The following is a 23,574-nucleotide window of genomic DNA, read 5'->3' as shown; positions in this document are numbered from 1 at the left end:
TTTTTTTGTCCATTATATGAATTTCATTCTATCTACTCTTTCGAATTGATAGAAAACTCTCACTCTCCATCCTTCCAGTTTCGAGCAATCTCTTCGTCTTTCTGGAGTTGGTCTACCAGTTCCTCTACGGAGTCGAATTTGACCATATCGCGGACACGGTCCAGCCAGTAGACCATGACTGTCTCACCGTAAATATCATCTGAAAAGTCGAAAATATTGACTTCAAAACGTGGTTCTTCACCATCAAAGGTAACATTTTTTCCAACACTTGCCATTCCACGATATCTCTGACGTTGCACTTCGATATCGACTACGTAAACACCGTCTGCCGGCATATAGGTTCGGTCTCTTAGGACCAGATTGGCTGTTGGATAACCGATAGTACGCCCACGAGCATTTCCATGAACGACCATTCCGCGAGATGGGAGCGGAGTGCCGAGCAGATGATTGACTTCCTTTACATCTCCATCAAGAATAGCCTGACGAATCCGTGTAGAACTAATCTTGCCCTTTTCGTCTTCGACCGGAGGAACAATGATGATCTCTCCATCAAAATAATCCTTCAGGTCATCCGCAGTTTTCTTATCAGAGCCAAAGGTGTAATCAAATCCTGCTACGATAATGGCTGGTTTTAAAGCTCTAACATAAGTATCAAAGAATTCTTGACCCGTTAAACTAGCAAATTTGCTACTAAAGTCGAGTAAGAATAGAGCCTCTACTCCATGCCATTTCATCTTGTGCTCCCGTTCTTCGTGATTGACGATATGGAGCATGAGTTCAGGTTGGTAAGGTTGTAAGGCAAGTTTTGGCGATTCTGTAAAGGTCATCACGACAACTGGCAGATAATCCTTCATAGAAGCCTTGCTAGCTACTTCAAAGAGTTTCTGATGTCCCTTGTGGATGCCATCAAAATAACCTAGTACAAGGACTGTATTACCTGGTACTGCAATATCTTTTTCGTTCTTAATAGGTACTGTTGTAATCATGAAACTATTATATCATAGAGAAAGTCTTTTCGCTAAGAGGAAATCCCAAATGTCGTTTTTTGCGCCTGAACTGACCTTGATGGACAATTCAAGCTATGAGTTTTAAAAAATAGCACCTCCTAAGAGATGCTATCATTTGATAACTAGTCTACTGTTTCTTCCAAGTCTTTTAACTTAACCGAAACAATCTTAGACACACCTGATTCTTGCATGGTAACTCCATAGATAGAATCCGCTGCCGCCATCGTTCCCTTACGGTGGGTCACAACGATAAACTGACTATCCTTGTCAAAACGATTGAGGTAATCCCCAAAACGTTTGACATTGGCTTCGTCCAGTGCCGCCTCTACCTCATCCAAGATAACAAAAGGAATAGTTTTGACTCGAATGATAGAGAACAACAAGGCCAAAGCCGATAGGGCTTTTTCACCACCACTCATGAGGTTGAGAGACTGGATTTTCTTACCTGGTGGTTGAACAGAAATCTCCACACCAGCTGTTAAAAGGTCGCCTTCAGTCAATATCAAGTCTGCCTGACCTCCACCAAACATCTGTCTAAAGGTCACTTTAAAGGACTCACGAATAGCTTCAAAGGTTGATTTAAAGCGTTCCTTAACCTCATCATTCATCTCTGTGATGGTCTCAAGGAGCAGGTTTTTCGCAGACAAAATATCATCTCGTTGACTATTTAGGAAATCCAAACGATTGTGGACTTCTTCGTACTGGTCAATAGCTTCTATATTGACAGGACCGAGTGAGCGAATAGCCTTCTCAAGATCTTTAACCTCTTGCTCTGCCAAAGTGAGATTTTCCAGTTCATGAGCCTTTTCTAGAGCCTCTGTGTAACTGATCTGGTACTGGTCTGTTAATTGAGCTTGTAGATAGCGCAAGCGTTCGCTGACCTTTTCCTTCTTAGCTTCAGCACGTGTTTGTTTACGAATCCACTCTTCGTTCTGCTGGCGAGCCTGATCCAAATGGCTGGCAATATCATCCAGCTGACCTTCGATATCATCCAACTCAAACTGCTTGCGAATCAAACCTTGTTGGAGGTTTGTTTTCTGAGTTTTGGCCTCTTCCACCTGCTGACTTAGCAGATCCGTATCAACCTTCTCAAGATTATCAACCTTTTCTTGGAGGAGACGTTGGATTTCCTCTTGTTCGAGATTGAGGTTATCCAATTCCTTACCTAGGCGTTCAATATCAGTCACTTCATAGCGCTTTTGTCCTTGCAGTTCTGACTTAAGCAAGCGCGCTTGAGAGATCTGTTCCTGCAAGTTTTGATATCGTTCTTGAATAGCGTTTTTATTCGACTTAATCTCTTCAATCTCAGCTTCTAGATTTTGCTTTTCACTTGCGATAGTAGTAAGGCGCTCTTGGCATTTTTCCTTATCCGCTTGCCAATCTCCTTCAGTAAGGCGATTTAATTCCTCTTCTTGAAGTTTCCAAAGCGTTTCCAGTTCTTCGACCTGCTGATTGGTTTGTTGATAGGCTAGGTACAAACCTTGCTCCTGAATACGAGCTTGCTCGCCTTGAGATTTGATAGCTTCTAATCTTTCTGCCAATACCGCCATCTCATCTTGCAATATCTTCAAACTTTCTTCTTCTGATCGCAAACTAGCTTCTTCTTCAGCAATTTCTTTTTGTAATTGCTCCAGCTCTGGCTTGATGAAAATACTATTGTTTTGACGATTAGCACCACCCGCGTAGGAACCACCTGTACGCAATTCGGTACCATCAAGCGTCACCATGCGAACCTGATAACGAACTTGGCGAGCTGCCGTACGCGCATGTTCTACGGTGTCAAAGATAGCCGTCGTAGCTAGCAAATTCTTAAAAATGGCTTCTAATCTCTTGTCAAACGACACCAACTCATCAGCCATACCAAGGAAGCCTGGACTTGCTGCGATAGCATCTTGATTCTGACTAGAAATCGTACGAGCCTTGATAGTCGTCAGTGGAAGAAAGGTTGCACGACCAGCTCTGTTACGTTTGAGGAAATCAATCGCCTTGGTTGCCGCATTTTCATCTTCTACGATGATATGCTGACTGCTAGCTCCAAGCGCAATCTCTAGGGCAGTTTGATAATGCACATCAAAGGTCAAATGTTCACTGACTGCACCAATGATCCCACCAAGACGGGCTTTTTCTTGAAGAACACTCTTAACACCCGCATAAAAATTACTATGATTTCTTAGGATGTTTTTCAAACTCTGGGCTCTAGCCTGCTTGTTTTTGAGACTGTCTAGACAATCAAAGAGTTGGCTCTGCTGGGCTTGGTAAGAAACTTTCTGCTCCTCTTGTTCCTTGGCACTAGCTTGGTAGTCTGCCAATAATTTCTGAACTTTCTCCTTGGCAGTTTCAAGCTCAGCCTGTTGTTGACTGGCCTTCTCTTTAGCTGTAGCCAGTTGTTCTTTCAGTTTCTCAAGTTGATCTGCTTGTTTTTGAGATAACTGACGGCTGTTCTCTAGTTCATTCTCGATGCGGGTCAACTGGTTTGAGACATCCGCTTCTTCTTGTAAAAGAGCCACAAAACGTTCACGCAAGAGCTCAATCATTTGGTCAGGATCATCTGAAAATGCCAACAACTCCGCTTCTAAACGATTGAGTTCCTTGTTGTTTTCAGCTAGACTTTCCTCTAACTGTTCCAAATTCCCTTCTTTTTCAGCCTTTTCCTTACTTAGAGCCTTCCTCTTATCTTCCAGAGTCGCCAAACGTGCTTGCGCTTCTTGTTGATTAAGGGCAACTTGCTCAGATTCCAGTTTGGATAGGGCTAGTTTTCGCTCTAAGTCACTGATCAAACTAGTCAAATCCATTAAGCTCCCTTGGTCTTTAGCCATTTCAGCTTGCAGATCCTGACGTTTCTTTTTAAGACTTTGATTTTCCTCTTCTAACTCTTCACGTTTTTGGTAATAGCTAGTCAAAAGTTCCTGAACCTGAGTTAGTTCTTCCTCGGTCAGCTCCAGTTCAGCCTTGTTTTCCTTGATTTGGGCAACCAGTACATCCAAATAAATCGCCTTGCGTTGACCATCCAAGTCGAGAAACTTACGAGCATTCTCGGCTTGTTTTGCAAGGGGCTTGATTTGATTGTCTAACTCATAGATAATGTCTTCTAAGCGGTCGAGATTGTCTTGAGTTTGTTGCAGTTTGCTTTCTGTTTCTTTTCGACGAGTCTTGTATTTTAAAACTCCAGCAGCTTCTTCAAAAATAGCTCGGCGTTCCTCTGGCTTGGAATTAAAAATCTCCTCAACCTTCCCTTGAGAGATGATGGAGAAGGAATCCCGTCCCAAACCTGTATCCAAGAAGAGGTCATGAATATCACGCAAGCGCACTTTCTTGCCATCAATTCGATACTCGCTATCTCCACTACGATAGATATGGCGTTCTACCTTAATGACTTGCCCTGCATCCTTGATGAAGCCATCTTCATTGTCCAAGGTCACGATAACAGAGGCATAATTGAGTGGTTTGCGGCTTTCAGTTCCAGCAAAGATAACGTCGGGCATCTTGCCTCCACGAAGACTCTTGACACTAGACTCTCCCAAGGCCCATCGCAAACTTTCTGTGATATTTGACTTCCCAGAACCATTGGGCCCAACGACAGCTGTCACACCTTGGTCAAAGACGACCTTGGTCTTGTCAGCAAAGGACTTGAATCCCTGAATCTCAATCTCCTTTAAATACATGAATCCAGCCCTTTCTCAACTGCATTTTTGGCGGCCTCTTGTTCTGCCAATTTTTTAGAACGGCCTTGACCTTTTCCGATACTCTTGCCCTCAACCAGAACTTCTACATCAAAAACCTTGTCATGGGCAGGCCCCGTCTCAGAGGTCACCTGGTAGCGAATATCCACATCTCCATTGACCTGTAGTAACTCTTGAAGGTGCGTCTTGTAATCCTTAATCATTTCAAAGTCACCTGCTTCAACCTTGGGAATCATGACCTGATAGATGAACTCTTTTACTCTAGCAACATCCTTGTCTAAAAGCAACGCTCCCAGAAAGGCTTCAAAAGCATCGCCAAGAATGGTGTCACGATTGCGCCCACCAGACTTTTCTTCTCCTTTTCCTAGCTTGATAAACTGATCAAACTGGCAATCACGCGCAAAACCAGCCAAACTCTCCTCACGGACAATCATAGCACGGAGTTTAGACAAATCTCCCTCTGGTTTCTTAGGATATTTTTTATAAAGATATTCTGAAATCAATAATTGCAGAACAGCGTCTCCTAAAAATTCCAAGCGCTCATTGTGTGAAATTTTTAAGAGGCGGTGCTCATTGGCATAACTCGTATGAGTAAAGGCCGTTTCCAGTAAGTTTTTGTCTGCAAATTCGATTGCAAAACGCTTCTTTAGTACAGTTTGTAATTCTTTCATACCAACCTCTTTCTAACTGATAAAAGTCTCTTTTATTATATCAAAAAAAGCCCCCTGAGTCACTTTAAAACGGGAGTGAAGGGGATTTGAGCATTTTTTAGAATAAACTTTTCAATTTTAGGGGCAAATTTGGGGCGAGATAAAGAAAAAGCCTTATTTAAGGCTTTCTTAGGCTATTTACATCCACCCTGAGGGAATCGAACCCCCATCTCAAGAACCGGAATCTTACGTGATATCCATTACACTAAGGGTGGAAACTTGTCTTATTATAACAAAAATTTGCTCTAATAACAAGTTTTTTATGGGTAGACTAAGCGTCCATTAGTGGGAAGCATCCCCGTTCCAGATAGAGTTTTTCACGATCACATAATCAACGTGTTTGAGGTCAGCAACCTTTCGTCCACCTGCATAAGAGATAGCACTTTGCAAGTCCTGCTCCATCTCAGTAAGGGTGTCTTGCAAATGCCCTTTAGCAGGCAGTAAGATTCGCTTACCTTCCACATTTTTATAGGCTCCTTTTTGATATTGAGAAGCTGAACCATAGTATTCTTTGAACTGTTCGCCATCGACTTCAATCGTCTTTCCTGGGCTTTCGATATGTCCTGCAAAAAGGGAACCAATCATGACCATGCTGGCACCGAAACGGATAGACTTGGCTATATCACCATGAGTACGAATCCCACCATCAGCAATGATCGGTTTACGCGCAGCTTTAGCACACCAACGTAGGGCAGCCAATTGCCAGCCACCTGTACCAAAACCAGTCTTGACTTTGGTGATACAAACCTTACCAGGACCGATTCCAACCTTAGTAGCATCCGCACCAGCATTTTCCAGTTCACGCACAGCTTCTGGTGTTCCCACATTCCCAGCAATGGCAAAAGTATCTGGTAATTCTTTCTTGATGTGTTGAATCATAGAAATCACACTATCCGCATGACCATGAGCAATGTCAATCGTAATATACTCAGGAGCATCAGCCTTGAGTCGGCTAACAAAATCATACTCGTAATCCTTGACACCGACAGAGATAGATGCAATAAGGCCTTGATCGTGCATGCGTTTGATAAAAGGAATACGCCCTGCCTCATCAAAACGATGCATAATGTAAAAGTAACCGCCTTTAGCAAGTTGCTCTGCTACGTTCTCATCCAAAATCGTCTGCATATTTGCTGGCACAACAGGTAGTTTGAAAGTGTGATTTCCAAGTGTGACACTCGTGTCTGCTTCTGCACGGCTTTTAATGACACATTTATTTGGGATCAACTGAATATCTTCATAATCAAAAATTGGAAATTCATTTAACATATCGCTGTCTCGTTTCTTTTGTAATGACCTACCTATGCTTGCGCATCCCTACGTCTTTTCCGACGTTTCCTTAATTAATTATAAACAAAGGTACAGTTTTTGTCAAATATTTTTAACAATCAAATTATATCGTTCGGGAATTACTTATATAAATAGCAAAAAAAGCGAAGAGATTACTTTCTCCCCACTTCTTCATCAATAATCGCTTTAAAATTTTCTTCTGAATTTTCCATCATTTTACAAAATGCACTATAGGATGAGGCATTCTGAGGGATTTGGATAGACCACTTCTTCAATTGAGCTCCATAGCCAGCTAGTTTTCCTATTTCACTATTTACTGACTGCTCCATACTAGGAAAAATCAGTCCAGCTTTCTCAGCTTCTAAAATATAAGAATAGGAAATCAGCTGGAACAAGTCCTCGCGGTTAATTCCTTTTTCAGTGAACTCCAGTTTTTTATATTTTGCATCTAGAACAGTCTTTCGTTCTCTGTCATAAAAATCTGGATATACTTTTCGTTTCCCAACAGAAAATACTGAAATTCCATCCGTCTTATCCTTATTTCTGGGATGTACAAAATATTTTGGCAACAAGGTGTAGACATACTCTTCCCAAAGCCAGGCAACATCAAAGAGAATACCATGGATTTTTTGCTCTTGATATCCTAACCCATGCTTCTCTCTATTTAGGATCATCAGGCAAAGCTCCTGTAACTTTCTGTACTCTCTGAAGTAGGCGTGTCGGATGGGTTTGATTTTATTCATTCTGATAATCTTAGCACGATCAGCTAGTTTATAAGATGGGGTTACTCGCACGATTTCTGCCACATTTTCACGACTAGTTAAGAGATTATCAAGGATCTCTTGCCCAATGCTTTTCTGATTCTTAATGTATTCAGTAGTGTGACAGATCAACTGCATGAGGGGATTATCATAGGTAAACTCTCTCGTTGTGTAGGCGATATTTCCTATAAAAGGAACATTCCTCTTAAGATGATTTCCTACATCTATCACTCCCTTCACATGACTATCGTTATGGAAAAATAGCTGGTATTCCTTATAAAGACCTTTTCGGAGAGCTGCATGCAGATATTTGGGAAAGAGGTAAATCAAAAGCTGATAGAGTTTATCCTCTTGAGATAGACCGATGTCTAAACTAGTCAGATTGATATTGAGAACCTTTTGTAAAAGATAATGTAAAAAATGATCGTTACTTTCATTAGAAAAACGAGAGGAAATCGTTAATCTTTCCTGACCACACCCCAGAAAACCAATCACATTTCCAGTCTTGATTTTCTGATTGACTGTTTCAAAAATCTTTTGGTCCTTATCTAAGTCAGGAGAATATTGCAGGTCATTTGGAAATATAAAGATACGGTCCTCTCTAGAAAGCTTATCCAGTGTTCTATCAAGAAGAGCTTGACTTAGTTTGGGATATTCAGCGACAAAGTCTTCTTTAGCAATTCTATGCTGATTATCAGTTATCCGCATCATCATCACCAGTCTCTTGCCGAACTGTTTGCTCGTTATTTGTCAGATCAAATGCTTTTTTCAATGTTTGCAGAGTTTCATCTTCTTCATAAGAACCACGCAAGTAGTCTTCTAGGAGCGGTTTAATATAATCAGACCAGAGTAACTCATAGTCAAAATCCACATCCTTCAACTTAAGGAAATAACTTGGTCCGATATGATAATGACTATTTAGCTCTTGAACGTTTTCGATAGCAGCATTCAAGTTTCTTAGACGTTTTTTCGCTTCCTCCTCATGTCCATCTAGTTCGTTATCTAGAATGTATAACTGACTTTCAGCAGTAACTTCAACAAAACGGAAACGACGACGCATAGCAAAATCAAAGGTATCTACTGAACGGTCAATATCATTCATTGTTCCGATGATGTAGACATTTTCAGGGATATAAAATTTATCATCAGTCTCATGTAAATTAGCATACTGGGTAGAAACACTTCCCTTTTCACCACGATAGCCAGGGTCGATAGAGAAAAAGAGTTCACCAAAAATCTTAGAAATCTCCCCACGGTTGATTTCATCGATGATGAAGACGAATTTCTTGTCTGTGTCAATCGTTGGAGATACATAATCACATAATCCATAACTTTCTTTCATGTGATCCAAAACAATGTTTTGATAAGTTTCGTACTTTAAATTAGTATCTTCACCCTTGTACAAAAGATACACTTTTTCTTTGGTAGCAACAGGAGAATCAAACTTCACATTCCCTTGACTATTTAAACTAGCTGGAACAGAACTACGAGGGAAGAAGTATTGTCCTTGTTTTTCATTGATAGCATCCGTTAGCTTACCCCACGCTTCCTCAAAATTATCTTGTCCTCCAGTTTTCTGAGCTTCTTTCGCTCTCTGACAGAACTTCTTAAAAATACCATCCTGTAATTTAAACTCAATAGCTCCATCCCCATTTGATACCGGTCTTAAACCCTCCACAAAATCCGTATAATCATAGGATGGGTGAAATTGTACAAATCCGATTTGGTCTTCGTTACCATCCGTTAATTCTTTAGCAATTTCTTTAGCAAGATAAGTTTTTCCTGTGCCAGGTGCACCACGGAGGATGAGGTTTTTGGATTTTTTTAATTTATCTAAATAATCGTTAATATTTTTATCCATAACAACTTTCTCTATATTTTTTCTGTATGTACCATTTATAATAGATTTATATAAATTGATACGTTCTGAATTTCTATCCCAGTTGATGGTTTGTCTTGTACCTTTTTTACCTTGGTATTCCCATCCACCATCTACTTTCAACCAATTAACACCAATACAATGTTTAAACTCTGTTTTTGTTTCATCAAAGTAATATGTTTTCACACATTGTCCAATACCTAAAATTTTGTTAAATCCTGAGGTAGCTATTATATAATCATTTATTTTTATGTCATGTGCAAACTTCCAAATAAATAAATTGCTCCGCTTTCCTTGCTTCAATTCTTCAGGATTATTGTAATCTAAAATATTAGATAAACTAGAATCGAAATCTATACAAGCTATATTCTCTTCTTTGAATAAAGACCAAACTTTTCCACCTCCTCCTGCAACTATCATCCAATAATTTAATTTTTCTTCCATTTTGTAGCTCCATTTTCATATTATAGGCTAGTTAGTATTTAATATTTCAAAACCCTATTTCATATATAGAATATCATATCTATTTAAAAAAGAAAAGAAATTCTAAAAAAAAAGCCCAGTGTTAGGAGCTTCAATGTCTCTTAACACTAGACTTCTTTTTTATCCTAATAATACTCCCCTTGACGATAATCCCATGAGTTAAAGGTATCTGACAAATGAATCATGATTTTATCAATGTCAAGCCCTTTACGGATAACGACTGGTGCTGGTGAGATTGAACGTGCTCCTCCTTGTTCTGGGATGAGTTTTCCGTCCTTATCGACCATAGAAACCATCACACCTTGCTCGTAGCGAGTTTCAATCGTTTTGTCTGGTTGGATTGAAGCAACGTAGTCATCTGCTTCGATGACAAGGTCCACTGCTCCTTCGATACGTTCTCCGATTCCTTCTACCTTACCACGGTTTCCTTTTCCAGATGGGTTGGCTGATGAGGCGTAGACCATCTTGCCTTCTTCCCAAAGTTTAGCAGCCAACTGTTCACCAGCTTTACCAAATTTGATGACAAAACAGCTAGTACCACGAACGTCTGTCATGAGTTCTTCACGACCATCCCCATAAGCTTCGAGTTTCTCAAAGGCTTCTGGTTTCCAAGGAAGGATACAACCGAGAAGAATGTCTTCGTCCCAATGTTTTTGGTAGAAGGCTTCAATTTCTGGATTGAGTTGTGCTAAAGCGCGAAGCTCATCCATGCTACCACAAAGTACAACACCTGGTTTGTTACGGTTACGTTCTTTAGCTTCAAATTTGCGTTCAAGTCCTGCCTTATCGCTCGTCATGATAATGTAACCAACTTTTGTGGGGCAAACGATACATCCGCCCTCACCTTTTAAAATGTCATATCCTTCTTGTGAAAGTGTTCCGTTCCATTGAATGTGTTTTGTCATAGTTCTATAGTTCCTTTTCTATATTTATTCTAATCCTGCCAGTAGGCTGGTCGTTGTTTTTCATAAGCAGCAATCAAGTCTTCATACTGCAAAGTAATACCGATATCATCTAAACCGTTTAAGAGCTTGTGTTTCCATTCACTATCGATTTCGAAAGTGAATTCTCCAACTGGTGAGATGATTTTTTGTTGTTCCAAGTCCACAGTTACCTGGTCAGTTGGTTTGAGCTGGGCTAGTTTCTCTCTAACCTCTCTGGGCTGAACAATAGGCAACATGCCATTATTGAGTTCATTATTGTAATGAATATCCCCAAAAGAACCTGCAATCACGACCTTAAAACCATAGTCGGCTAGAGCCCAAGCTGCGTGTTCCCTTGAAGAACCTGCCCCAAAATTATCCCCTGAAATGAGGATACTGGCTTTTCGGTATTCAGGTCGGTTAAAGACAAAGTTTGGATCCTCTGTGTAGTTATCGTCCAGATAACGCCAAGCATACATAAGGTACTTACCAAAGCCTTTCTTATCGATTAACTTGAGAAACTGCTTGGGGAGTATTTGATCGGTGTCGATGTTATCATTCATGAGAGGAACGGTCGTTCCCGTATAAACTGTAAATTTCTCCATATCCTCTCCTTACTGGGCTTCTGGCATCTGCCGAACATCTACGAAACGCCCTGCTATAGCTGCCGCAGCTGCCATGGCTGGACTGCAGAGATGGGTCTTAGCACCAAATCCTTGTCTGTCTTCAAAGTTACGGTTACTAGTTGAGGCGCAGTGAACACCATCAGGCACCTTGTCCGGATTCATCCCTAAGCACATAGAGCAACCTGGGTCTCTCCACTCAAAGCCAGCGTCTAGGAAAACCTTGTCCAATCCCAACTTCTCAGCAGCTCGTTTCACAGGACGAGAGCCTGGAACCACGATAGCCGTTAAGTTAGGAGCTATTTTCTTCCCTTTGACAAATCGAGCAGCCAATTGCAAATCGCTGAGACGAGCATTAGTACAAGACCCGATAAAGATATAACCTAGTTCAATGTCCGCTGGCTTTTGACCAGGTTCCAAGTCCATGTAATGATAAGCTCGTTCATCATTCATATCCTTAATTTCTGGAAAACTACTGTCAAAGTCAACGCCCATAGCAGGATTGGTCCCCCAGGTCACCATGGGAGCCAAGTCTGAGACATCCATCTGGATAACCTTATCGTAAACAGCATCATCATCACTGACAATTGTTTTCCAATCCGCCACAGCCTCTTCGAAATCCTCTGGAACACATTCTCGTCCTTTGAGATAATCATAGGTGGTCTGATCCGGATTCATGATCCCCATCTTAGAACCAAACTCGATGGACATATTGCAGATGGTCATTCGCTCTTCCATGGTCAGAGCATCAATCGCTTGCCCACGATATTCCACCACATAGCCTACACCACAAGCAACGCCATACTTGGCAATCAAGGCGAGAATGTAATCCTTGGAATAAACTCCTTTTTGAGCAACACCAGTGAATTCTACCAACATTTTCTTGGGTTTAACTTGCCAGAGGGTCTGGGTAGCGAAGACATGCTCGACCTCACTGGTCCCAATCCCAAAGGCGATAGCTCCGAAAGCTCCGTGAGTAGCCGTATGGCTGTCTCCACAGACGATGAATTTTCCTGGTTGGGTCCGTCCTGTTTCTGGACCTACCATATGAACAATTCCCTGCTTTTCAGAACCGTGGGCTGCGTGTTCAATCCCAAACTCCTCAACATTTTCAGCAAGCTTATCAATTTGAGCCTTGGAAATGACATCTCGAATATCATAGATATTGACAGTCGGGACATTGTGGTCAAAGGTTCCAAATGTCAAGTCTGGTCGTCTCAATCTGCGACCTGCGTCTCGTAATCCTTGAAAGGCTTGGGGACTGGTCACCTCGTGAATATAGTGCTGATCTACATACATGAGTTGGGGTTGCCCCTCTTCTCCTGTGATGACATGGCGTTCCCATAATTTATCAAAAATCGATTTTCCTGCCATCCATTACCTCCAAATAAAATATAAGGCTACTAGTGTGGTTACCATCCCAAGAAACCAAACTGTTTTAAAATACCATTTTCTAGTCTTGTGGTGAAAGGCGATTCCTGCTAAACAAGCACCAAATCCACCACAGACAAGTGCTATAGTCAAGAGAATTTTCTCTGGGATGCGCCAAGCACCTCTCCTTGCCTTGGATTTGTCAATGCCATAAATCGAGAAAACCATGACATTCCAAACCAAAAGGACTAGAGTAATTTTTTCATCTAACTTCATAACCTTGCAATAATAGCTTCCGTCATTTCCTTGGTCGAAGCCTGCCCTCCAATATCTCTCGTTAAAATTCCTACTGCCAAACTGGCTTCCACTGCATGTTCGATACGCTCCGCATCCTCATAACGTCCAAAGCTATCTCTCAACATCATGGCAACTGACAAAATCATGGAAATAGGATTGGCAATTCCTTGACCTGCAATATCAGGTGCCGAACCGTGAATGGGCTCATAGAGACTTGGGCCATTTTCAGAGTGACTAGCAGATGGCATGACTCCAAGTGTGCCAGATAGAACGCTTGATTCATCTGATAGAATATCTCCGAAAAGATTTTCCGTTACAATAACATCAAATTTAGCAGGATTGGTAATCATAAGCATAGCAGCTGAGTCCACCAACTGGTGTTCCAAGGTCACATCTGGGAAATCCTTGGCAACCTCCTCAGCTACTCTCCGCCAGAGTTTTGATGTCGCTAGAACGTTTTGCTTATCGATACTAGTAACGATTTTTCTGCGATTGCTTGCGATTTCAAAGGCTTTACGAAGGATCCGCTCCACTTCCTCATAACTGTAGTCGTTGATATCACGCGCTTTGCGCTCTTCAAGGATATGATCTCCAAAGTAAATCCCCCCTGTCAACTCACGTACCACGAAAAAGTCTACCCCAGCAATTCGTTCCGGTTTGAGAGGTGACAAATGCTTGAGACTGTCAAAAATCTTAACAGGCCGAATATTGGCATAGAGATTGAGTTCCTTACGGAGAGCCAGCAAGCCTTGTTCAGGCCGAATCGCTGCCCCATCATACTGGGGACTACCGATAGCCGCTAGGAGAATAGCATCTGCTTCTCTAGATGCCTTGAGGGTTTCATCAGGTAAGGGATGCCCCACAGCATCAATACCCGCACCTCCAAAGGGGCGTCTTTCTATCTCATAGTCAAATCCTGTTTTTGAAGCTAGAGCTTCCAGAACCGCTAAACCAGCTTCCATGATTTCTGGACCGATTCCATCCCCTGCTAGAGCTACTATTTTCTTTGTCATAGCCTTCTCCTTTACACACTAGGCATGTCTCGGTAGGAAACGCTATGCCCCATCTCACCTGCATTCTCTTTTTGAACAAAAGTATTGGCATTGATATAGGCAATAGCGGAAGCCTTCAATACATCGAAATCAAGACCTGCTGCGTTAAAGATGGTTTCTGTATCTCTGTTTTCAACAGTGACCAAGACACGAGCTTGGGCATCGATTCCATCTGTTACCGCGTCAATAGTGTAGGACACCAAGCGGACAGATTGGTTAAAGAACTTATCGATAGCGTTAAAGACCGCTTCAACAGAGCCTTGCCCTGTTGCATTAAATTCGACTTTCTCACCATCCATATTGGCTAGGGTAACAAGCGCTTCAATGTCATTATCTGCATGAGTTTGAAGTTGTAAATCATCAAAATGGAAGCCTTCTGGATTTTCAACCATGGTTCCAGCTACCAGAGCTCGAATATCTGCATCTGTGATTTCTTGTTTCTTATCAGCCAGAGCCTTGAACTTAGCAAAGAGTGGCTTGATATCCTCTTCTGTAAAATCTAGGGCCAGTTCTCTTAGTTTCTCGACAAAGGCATGGCGACCTGACAATTTTCCAAGCGGAAGGCTATTACTCTTGACACCAACCAATTCAGGTGTGATAATCTCATAAGTGAGAGGATTTTTAAGGACTCCATCTTGGTGAATGCCCGATTCATGAGAGAAGGCATTGCCACCAACGACAGCCTTATTTTTAGGAACTGGAATACCTGAGAAGCGAGAAACCATTTCAGACGTATTCATTGTTTCATCCAAAACAATATCACTAGTTGCTTGAAAGAAATCCTCACGAATCTTCAAAGCAACAGCTACTTCTTCAAGAGCAACATTACCTGCGCGTTCACCAATACCATTAATAGTTCCCTGGACACGTCCAGCACCGTGTTTAATTGCTGTCAAAGTATTTGCAGTTGCCATACCGAGATCATCGTGACAGTGGACACCAAAGACAACTTTATGATCTGATTTAATATTTTCAGTCAAGTAATCAAAGATAAGTGCAAACTCTTCTGGAGTCGTAAAGCCAACTGTGTCAGGGATGTTGATATAAGATGCACCTGCATCGACCGCTGTTTGAACGACTTGTAAGAGGAAATCCAACTCTGTTCTAGTCGCATCTTCAGGAGAGAATTCGACGATTTCAAACTTAGAACGTGCATAAGAAACATGTTCCTTGATAGCTTCTAAAATCTCTTCCTTGCTCTTATTGAGCTTATACTTGCGGTGAATCGGACTAGTAGCAATAAAGACATGAATTTGAGGATACTTGGCATCCTTAAGAGCCTCATAACAAGCATCAATATCAGATTTTACAGAACGAGCTAATCCTGTCACTGCTGTTTTTTTCATGGCTTTAGCAATTTCTTGAACAGCTATAAATGAATCTGGACTAGCAGCCGGAAAACCAGCTTCAATTACAGAAATTCCCCATTTCTCCAGCTGTCTTGCAATGGAAACTTTTTCCTTTATTGAAAAGTTAACACCAGGTGTTTGTTCCCCATCACGAAGGCTTGTATCAAAAAATTCAACTTTACGCATAAGATTTCCCCTTTTCCAAATGTGGTTTTAAAAAAACATCTCGCTCAGAAGCCCAAGCGAGATGTTGATTTACTCCCGCTTGGTAAGCCAAACAGGACTAATGCTTTTGCACTAGCCCGAGTACCTCAACAACAAAGCAAATTGATTAAACTTAGCTGTTTTCATGTTTGACTTTCTCCTTCGTTTGATATCTTGTTTAGTATTTTAGCATAGCTAAAAACACTTGTCAAGAAAAAATCCATTATTTTCTGAAAATTTCTTCAGTAAAGAATATTTTGCTAATTGAAAGTATTTGAAAACTCAATCGAATTTTCTTATTTTTTCACAGTCAAGTTCCAACTTTTTTCGATGAGTTCTATCACTTCTTCATCTTGCAAACTATCATCAAGTGCCAGACTAAGCCAGTAGCGTTTATTCATATGAAAGGCTGGATAAATACCCTTTTGTGAAAGCAGGTCAGCTACTTGGTCGTGTTTGAGGTTGACTGCTTCGACTAGCCCTTCTCTTCCCTTTTCCAGCTTATCCCATGGGATTCTCATCACAACAGCATACCACTTTTGATTGCCTTCATGGCGCAATACAGCTGTATCAGGAGACTTTTCCCACAGATACTCCAACTGATTACCATACTTTTCCTGAACTTGAGCCATGATACGCTTAGTCTGAGGGCAGATAAAATCCTGTACATCAAAGCAAGCCTTCCGAATCTGGTAGAGAGTCTCCAAACAAGCCTCACGGACACTTCCGACAAAACTTCCCCGCATACTTTCCATATGTACTTGAGGATAGAGATCACCAGTTTCCTGGTCAAAGACATGAAATCTCACATTATCAGGAGTGATAGAGACTGTCATGTAAAAGTCACCCTGCAAAATCTGGCAACTATAGGTCCAGACTTCTCCATTTTCTACAAAACCATAGGCATGAGCTTTTTCTTTATTAAACTGATAGGATTTAAAAATTTCAAACATAAGTGAAAACTGCTACCAAAAGCTAGCAGTTCCTTTCTATTTTTTAAAAGACAACCTTAGTTCCATGCAATTGTGTCACAGCCAGCTGGTCGATAAAGGTTTGACGGTTATCCAAGTCAATCCCCCCACCTGGTAGAATTTCAATTTTACCTTTAGCATGTTCCAAAATTCTGTGATAATGAGCGAAACGTTTCTCTAGCGAGTCTCCAGACACACCAGCACGAGTTAAGATACGAGTGACACCAGCTTGGCTGAGCCAGTCAATGGCTTCTAACTGGTCTTCATCACTCAATTCATCAAAGGCCATGTGAAAGACAATTTCCATTCCTTTAGATGCGGCAATCAGCTTCTCAAGATTAGGCTTATCTAACTTTTTATCAGCAGTTAATGTCCCAAATACAACCCCTTGACTTCCAGCCTGTGCAGTCAAACGAATGTCTTCTAGCATGATCGCTATTTCAAGATCAGTATAGACAAAGTCGCCACCACGGGGACGAATCATAGTCATGATGGTGCTATCATAATTAGCTGCCAATTCAACCGCTGCCTTGGTCACTCCATAACTTGGCGTTGTTCCTCCTACAGCTAGATTATCACAAAGTTCGATTCGACGAGCTCCAGCCTGCATCGCTTTTTCAAGCAAGGTCACATTTTCAGCGCAAAATTCGTAAATCATTTGATTCTCCTTGATGTTTTCTTTGAATTTATTATATCATATTATTTTAAATATGCTTTCATTTTTATCAAGGCAAATAACTACTATTTTTATCTATTCTTTGTCAGGAATGACTTTAAAGAGATAGTAGGTGATAAAGATAGTCAGGGCTCCCAGGCCGATTTTGACTGGCAAAAGAGGGGCAAAATAAATAGAAATCCCCATCAAGATATAGATAGATACGATGATTTTTTTCTTTCGTTCTCGCGCGATTGACTTGGTTTCCCGAAAGTCCGCTACATAAGTCTGATAAAGCTTTGTATGATAAAGCCAGACTTCAAAACGCTTAGAAGATTTTGAAAAGCAAGCGATAGCTAACAAAAGAAAGGGTGTTGTTGGTAAAAGTGGTAAGACAACTCCAATAACAGCTAAAGCCAGTGAAATAAAGCCAATACAGAGATAAATGATACGCATGATTTCTCCTAGATAAATTACTCTTCCTCTAGTTTCGCACACAAGGGGGAAATTTGTCAAGCTTCAAGTAAAAAGAGCCTGAAATTCAATTTCAGGACTCTGCATTTTATTTAATTTTCTCTTCTTCGTAGTCGCTATTACTACATACAACCTGCTTGCCTCCACCACGGACTTTTTTCTCCACAAGGAAGTGTCCGCATTTTGGACAGTCACGGCCAATTGGTTTGTCCCAGGAAGTAAACTCACATTCTGGGTAACGATTGCAACCATAGAAGATACGATTGCGCTTGGTTTTTCGTTCGATGATTTGTCCTTGATGACAGCTTGGACACTCGACTCCAATCTCTTTGACAATCGCTTGTGTGTGACGGCAGTCTGGGAAATTACTACAAGCATAGAATTTACCAAAACGTCCTAGCTTAATCACCATCGGACTACCACAAACTTCACAGTCAAATCCAGCTGGCTCATCCTTGATCTGGATTTTTTCCATTTCGGATTCAGCCTTTGCTACTTCTTTGGAGAATGGTTTATAAAATCCGTCAATAACACGTTGCCACTGCTCTTTTCCAACCTCGACATCATCCAGTTTTCCTTCCATCTCAGCTGTGAAGGTCACGTTTACGATATCTGGGAAATATTCAACGATGAGTTTATTGACAATTTCTCCCAGTTCTGTCGGTTCAAAACGTTTAGCTGCCAGACGAACGTAGTAACGTTTTTGGATGGTTTCAATGGTCGGAGCATAGGTTGACGGACGTCCAACTCCATTTTCTTCCAAGGTCTTGATAAGAGTCGCTTCCGAATAGCGAGCTGGCGGTTGAGTGAAATGTTGTTCTGGCTTGCTATTAACCTGTTTGACCATATCCCCAACTGCCATATCTGGCAACATCTTGTTTTTGTCAGAGTCATTGTAGATAGCAAGATAACCATCAAACTTAACTTGGCTTCCATTTGCCGCGAATTGGACTCCATTTTGAGAGAGTTTGACAGCCATGGTATCAAAGATAGCTCCCGCCATCTGGCTAGCCACAAAACGGTTCCAGATAAGAGTATAGAGCTTGAGCTGGTCTTTGTCCAAGTACTTAGCGATGCTTTCAGGTGTATTAAAGACACTAGATGGGCGAATGGCTTCGTGGGCATCTTGAGCACCTGAGGCATTCTTGACCTTGCTACCATGCTTGGAATACTTGCTACCAAAGCGGTCGTTAATATAGCTTGCCGCTTCATTCTGAGCTACTGGACTAATACGAGTCGAGTCTGTACGCATATAGGTAATCAAACCTTGCACGCCCGATCCGATATTGATCCCTTCATAGAGCTGTTGGGCTACCATCATAGTCTTTCGAGTACGGAAATTGATTTTGTTAGCAGCATCCATCTGCATGGTTGAAGTCGTATAAGGTAGGGGCGCATTACGTTTGCGTTCTTTCTTATCTACCTGGTCTACTGTGAAATCTTTGCTAGTCAAATGGGACAAGACTTCTTTGACCTCTTCATTGGTGGTCAATTTCATCTTTTTGCCATTCATACCATAGAAAGAAGCCTGAAATTGCTTGGTTCCCTTCTTAAAGACACCATCAATTGTCCAGTATTCTTCCGGTTGGAAGGCATTGATTTCATTTTCACGGTCAATGATGAGCTTAAGGGCAACTGACTGCACGCGTCCTGCTGATAAGCCCTTCTTGACCTTTTTCCACAAAATTGGCGAAATCGAATACCCTACCAAGCGGTCTAAGACTCGACGAGCTTGTTGGGCGTCGACCAAGTCCATATCAATCTTACGAGGTTCTTTAAAGGCATTTTTTACTGCGTCTTTGGTGATTTCATTAAAGACTACACGGTTGGCATCATTCTCATCCAAGTTGAGAATGTGAGCCAAATGCCAGGAAATTGCTTCTCCTTCACGGTCCGGGTCACTCGCCAGAAAGACTTTATTGGCCTTTTTAGCTTCTTTTTTCAGATCATTGATGAGAGGGCCTTTGCCTCGGATATTGATATACTGTGGTTCATAGTTATTTTCAATGTCGACTGACATACTGGATTTTTTCAAATCACGGATATGTCCGACACTGGCTAAAACCTTGTAATTTCTGCCTAGATATTTCTCAATCGTTTTCGCTTTAGCAGGCGACTCCACGATGACTAAATTTTTTTTAACTGTTGATTTTTTCTTCTTTGTTGCCGTAGCCACACTATCACACCTTTTCAAAGTAATAAACTTTATAAAGTGTAAACCATTTTTCTATAGCTGTCAAGACTTAACTCCTATATATAGAAGAAAAGTTTATCTGTGTGAACAGATTTCTCCTTAAAATTCAAACTCAGCCAACACATCTTGACCACTGCTAATCAGCTTTGCTCCCTCTTGGATCAGGTGGTGACAGCCATCTGAATGGCCATCTAAAATGTTTCCTGGAATGGCAAAAACATCACGCCCTTCCTCCATAGCTCGCTCACAGGTGATAAGACTACCAGAACGCATCCTTGCTTCTGCTACAATCACACCACGGCAAAGGCCAGCAATGATGCGATTACGAGCTGGAAAGTGAAATTTCAAGGGTTCTTCACCAGGTCCATACTCGCTAAGTACCAAATGGTGATTGCCAATGTGTTCCTGCAAACGTTTATTGGCTCGGGGATAGAAAACATCCAATCCTGTTCCAATGACAGCAATTGTTCTTCCTCCATTCTGGAGTGCAGCCATATGGGCAGCCGTATCAATCCCTTTGGCTAAACCACTAACCACGATTAACTCGTTTTCTAAACCTTGGATAATTTTCTGGATTGACTTAGCACCTTGGCTCGAACAAGAACGGCTCCCTACAAGAGCAACCTTGGGAAATTTCAATAAGTCCAGATTCCCTTTGTAAAACAAAAGAGCTGGAGGGTCATAAATCTCACTCAGATCCCAAGGATAACAGTCGTCTAGAATCGAGAAGGATGGAAATTTTTGAAACTCCTTCTCCAACTGCGCATCATCAATCTGGAAATAGCGTTCCATAAAGACAGCAGGATTGCGACAACCAGAGATTTCAGCAATATCTCCTAACAAAAGTTCCTGCTCCACAGTTTCGTCATATTCAAGGACAGTTAAAATCTGTTGATTGGTCAAACCTGCTTTTCTTAATTTGTAAATCTCATAATTTGTGATTTTCATATACAACTCCATTTCTTTTGCTACTCATCTATCTATTCGTAAAAATCATAAAAAGAAGACCAAGGATCTTCTTTTTTTCATTTATTCAGATTTAGTAGTTGACCAGCTACTTTCAACCATCGGTAAGATTGTTTTTAAAGTTTCCCCATCCCCTTCAAGTGAAACATAGCGGATTTTACCATCATTTGATCGGAAAACCCAGGTAACGAGGTATTTCCCTGACTTAGCAATTGCATTGACAACATAGGCTTCATAGCCTCCAATGGTCGATTTGGAGCCCCAAACCTTACTGAAATCAGAGCTTTGTTCTTTGGAAGTTAAAATACTAGATGAGACAGTCACAACATCCAGTTTAGCATATTCTTCTTCGCTGATATTAAACTGCTCAGCCTTGAAGGTATTCAGCGTAACAATGTTGATATCTGTTCCATCACTATACTGTATATCATTTCCACCTTCTACTTCATGGAATCGAACCCATGATTTGGGTACCTTGACAAAACCATATTCATTCGAGCCGATGATTTGCGTCTCTTCCTTTTTCGCTTCAGAAACAGCAGAGCTAGAGCTACTCGTTTCCTGACTGCTAGAAGAACTAACAACCGCAGTCGAACTTTCTTCGGTTGCTGTTTGCGATTTATTAGAGCATGAAGCTAAAAAAACACTAATAGTAACTACAGTACCTAAAATTAATAATCTTTTCATCCTACCACCTTTCCATCTGCATTATAAGAAAAATAAGGACTTCTGTCAAATTCTAACCTAATCGATTCAGTTAGTTTACGATTTTATAGCTCACATTTAAAGCAAAAACTCTTGAAAAATCTTCAAGAGTTTTATTTTATAATTCTATTCTTCATCCATGCTCAAGACGCTAAGGAAGGCTTCTTGTGGGACTTCTACTGATCCGATGGCTTTCATGCGTTTCTTACCAGCTTTTTGTTTTTCAAGCAGTTTGCGTTTACGAGAAACGTCACCACCATAACATTTGGCAAGTACGTTCTTACGAAGGGCCTTGATATCTGTACGAGCCACGATTTTGTGCCCAATAGCTGCTTGGATCGGCACCTCAAATTGTTGACGAGGGATGATTTTCTTGAGCTTATCCACGATGAGTTTCCCACGTTCGTAGGCAAAGTCCTTGTGAACGATAAAGCTGAGGGCATCCACCTTATCACCATTGAGAAGGATATCCATTTTGACCAGCTTAGATGGGCGGTACTCTGACAATTCGTAGTCAAAACTTGCATAACCACGCGTTGAAGACTTGAGCTTATCAAAGAAGTCAAAGACAATTTCAGCAAGCGGAATTTGATAGATAACATTGACACGATTATCATCAATATAGTCCATGGTCACAAAATCCCCACGCTTGCGCTGAGCTAGTTCCATAACTGCTCCGACAAACTCCTGCGGTACCATGATTTGCGCCTTGACATACGGTTCTTCAATGGTCGCAATCTTAGTTGGATCTGGAAATTCAGAGGGGTTAGACACATCCATAGATTCACCATCAGTTTGGTTAACCTTATAGATAACAGACGGAGCTGTCATGATGAGGTCAATATTGAACTCGCGCTCTAAACGCTCTTGAATAACATCCATATGGAGAAGCCCAAGGAATCCACAACGGAAACCAAATCCAAGGGCCTGAGATGTTTCTGGTTCAAACTGCAAGCTGGCATCGTTGAGCTGCAATTTTTCTAGGGCTTCACGAAGGTCATTGTACTTATTTGACTCAATTGGATAGAGACCAGCAAAGACCATAGGATTCATCTGCTTGTAGCCATCTAGCGGTTCTGCTGCAGGATTACTTGCTAGAGTAACTGTATCACCCACGCGCGTATCTTGAACTGTCTTGATAGAAGCCGCAATATAACCAACGTCACCAGTTGCAAGAAAATCTCGCCCTACTGCTTTCGGTGTGAAAATACCAACTTCCGTCACATCAAAGGTCTTATCATTGCTCATGAGCTGAATCTTATCGCCAGGTTTAACCACTCCGTCCATAACACGCACTTGGAGGATAACCCCACGATAAGCATCGTAAACGGAATCGAAAATCAAAGCTTTTAATGGAGCTGAAACATCACCAGTTGGAGCTGGCACTTTTTCAACAATCTGCTCAAGAATTTCTTCAATACCAATACCAGCTTTGGCTGAAGCTAAGACCGCTTCGCTGGCATCCAGTCCGATGACATCCTCAATCTCTGTACGTACACGCTCTGGATCAGCTGCTGGTAGGTCAATTTTGTTAATGACTGGCAGAATTTCCAAATCATTGTCCAAGGCTAGATAAACGTTGGCAAGTGTTTGAGCCTCAATCCCTTGGGCCGCATCAACCACCAAAATCGCTCCTTCACAGGCCGCTAGCGAACGCGACACTTCATAGGTAAAGTCCACATGCCCTGGTGTGTCAATCAAGTGGAAAATATAGGTCTCGCCATCTTTTGCAGTGTAATTCAGCTCAATGGCATTAAGTTTAATGGTAATCCCACGTTCACGCTCAAGATCCATACTATCCAGAAGCTGGGCTTGCATTTCACGACTAGAAACGGTCTCCGTCTTTTCCAAAATGCGGTCTGCCAGCGTTGATTTCCCGTGGTCAATATGGGCGATAATAGAGAAGTTTCGAATCTTCTCCTGTCGTTTCTTCAATTCTTCTAAGTTCATGATGCTCTTCCTTTCAGGGTATCTATTAAT

Annotated in this window: 19 protein-coding genes and 1 tRNA gene; all 20 read right to left on the bottom strand. The window is 41.4% G+C overall.

Features of this window, described 5'->3' with window-relative positions; translation table 11 throughout:
* Positions 1-59 precede the first annotated feature (59 nt).
* Positions 60-986, bottom strand: a complete 927-nt coding sequence (locus KX728_RS04275) for a bifunctional riboflavin kinase/FAD synthetase (protein WP_049520365.1) — start codon at positions 984-986, stop codon at positions 60-62.
* A gap of 143 nt (positions 987-1,129) precedes the next feature.
* Positions 1,130-4,669: a chromosome segregation protein SMC gene (gene smc / locus KX728_RS04270; protein WP_215804717.1), complete on the bottom strand. Its 3,540-nt coding sequence runs from the start codon at positions 4,667-4,669 to the stop codon at positions 1,130-1,132.
* Positions 4,660-5,358, bottom strand: a complete 699-nt coding sequence (rnc, locus tag KX728_RS04265) for a ribonuclease III (protein ID WP_000661472.1) — start codon at positions 5,356-5,358, stop codon at positions 4,660-4,662. The genes smc and rnc overlap by 10 nt, the downstream gene beginning before the upstream one ends.
* Positions 5,359-5,540: 182 nt before the next feature.
* A tRNA-Arg gene (locus KX728_RS04260) sits at positions 5,541-5,612 on the bottom strand.
* A gap of 67 nt (positions 5,613-5,679) precedes the next feature.
* The gene (locus KX728_RS04255; protein ID WP_215804718.1) at positions 5,680-6,666 is read right to left on the bottom strand and encodes a GMP reductase; all 987 of its coding nucleotides are present in this window, start codon (positions 6,664-6,666) and stop codon (positions 5,680-5,682) included.
* 173 nt (positions 6,667-6,839) lie between these two features.
* Positions 6,840-8,156 (bottom strand): McrC family protein, encoded by a 1,317-nt coding sequence (locus KX728_RS04250; RefSeq protein WP_215804965.1) that lies wholly within the window; start codon positions 8,154-8,156, stop codon positions 6,840-6,842.
* A complete protein-coding gene (locus KX728_RS04245) occupies positions 8,143-9,771 on the bottom strand; it encodes an AAA family ATPase (protein WP_215804719.1) in 1,629 nt (542 codons plus the stop codon). The genes KX728_RS04250 and KX728_RS04245 overlap by 14 nt, the downstream gene beginning before the upstream one ends.
* A 164-nt stretch (positions 9,772-9,935) precedes the next feature.
* Positions 9,936-10,715 carry an L-threonylcarbamoyladenylate synthase gene (locus tag KX728_RS04240; protein ID WP_125413120.1) on the bottom strand — a complete coding sequence of 260 codons (780 nt, stop codon included), beginning with the start codon at positions 10,713-10,715 and terminating at the stop codon, positions 9,936-9,938.
* Positions 10,716-10,744: 29 nt separating this feature from the next.
* Entirely contained in the window at positions 10,745-11,338 is a 594-nt protein-coding gene (leuD, locus tag KX728_RS04235; protein ID WP_125413121.1) for a 3-isopropylmalate dehydratase small subunit, read from the bottom strand.
* Positions 11,339-11,347: 9 nt separating this feature from the next.
* Entirely contained in the window at positions 11,348-12,730 is a 1,383-nt protein-coding gene (gene leuC / locus KX728_RS04230; RefSeq protein ID WP_125413122.1) for a 3-isopropylmalate dehydratase large subunit, read from the bottom strand.
* A gap of 3 nt (positions 12,731-12,733) precedes the next feature.
* Positions 12,734-13,003: a DUF1294 domain-containing protein gene (locus KX728_RS04225; RefSeq protein ID WP_125413123.1), complete on the bottom strand. Its 270-nt coding sequence runs from the start codon at positions 13,001-13,003 to the stop codon at positions 12,734-12,736.
* On the bottom strand, positions 13,000-14,037 hold the full coding sequence (leuB, locus tag KX728_RS04220; RefSeq protein ID WP_125413124.1) for a 3-isopropylmalate dehydrogenase: 1,038 nt from the start codon (positions 14,035-14,037) through the stop codon (positions 13,000-13,002). The genes KX728_RS04225 and leuB overlap by 4 nt, the downstream gene beginning before the upstream one ends.
* Before the next feature lie 11 nt (positions 14,038-14,048).
* On the bottom strand, positions 14,049-15,611 hold the full coding sequence (locus KX728_RS04215; RefSeq protein WP_215804720.1) for a 2-isopropylmalate synthase: 1,563 nt from the start codon (positions 15,609-15,611) through the stop codon (positions 14,049-14,051).
* Positions 15,612-15,925: 314 nt separating this feature from the next.
* Positions 15,926-16,582 (bottom strand): MmcQ/YjbR family DNA-binding protein, encoded by a 657-nt coding sequence (locus KX728_RS04210; protein WP_215804721.1) that lies wholly within the window; start codon positions 16,580-16,582, stop codon positions 15,926-15,928.
* Positions 16,583-16,625: 43 nt separating this feature from the next.
* Complete coding sequence (locus tag KX728_RS04205) at positions 16,626-17,258, bottom strand: copper homeostasis protein CutC (protein ID WP_215804722.1); 633 nt, start codon at positions 17,256-17,258, stop codon at positions 16,626-16,628.
* Between the two features lie 93 nt (positions 17,259-17,351).
* Positions 17,352-17,711: a YbaN family protein gene (locus tag KX728_RS04200; RefSeq protein ID WP_215804723.1), complete on the bottom strand. Its 360-nt coding sequence runs from the start codon at positions 17,709-17,711 to the stop codon at positions 17,352-17,354.
* 106 nt (positions 17,712-17,817) lie between these two features.
* Positions 17,818-19,905: a type I DNA topoisomerase gene (gene topA / locus KX728_RS04195; protein WP_215804724.1), complete on the bottom strand. Its 2,088-nt coding sequence runs from the start codon at positions 19,903-19,905 to the stop codon at positions 17,818-17,820.
* Between the two features lie 117 nt (positions 19,906-20,022).
* Complete coding sequence (gene dprA, locus KX728_RS04190) at positions 20,023-20,871, bottom strand: DNA-processing protein DprA (protein WP_215804725.1); 849 nt, start codon at positions 20,869-20,871, stop codon at positions 20,023-20,025.
* 81 nt (positions 20,872-20,952) lie between these two features.
* Entirely contained in the window at positions 20,953-21,576 is a 624-nt protein-coding gene (locus KX728_RS04185; RefSeq protein WP_215804726.1) for a hypothetical protein, read from the bottom strand.
* A gap of 144 nt (positions 21,577-21,720) precedes the next feature.
* Positions 21,721-23,544: a translation elongation factor 4 gene (gene lepA / locus KX728_RS04180; RefSeq protein ID WP_215804727.1), complete on the bottom strand. Its 1,824-nt coding sequence runs from the start codon at positions 23,542-23,544 to the stop codon at positions 21,721-21,723.
* Positions 23,545-23,574 lie beyond the last annotated feature (30 nt).

The organism is Streptococcus oralis (genome assembly GCF_019334565.1).
Classification (GTDB): domain Bacteria; phylum Bacillota; class Bacilli; order Lactobacillales; family Streptococcaceae; genus Streptococcus; species Streptococcus oralis_CR.
Note: the sequence above shows the minus strand (reverse complement) of the source record. Positions and strands in the feature narration are given on the sequence as shown.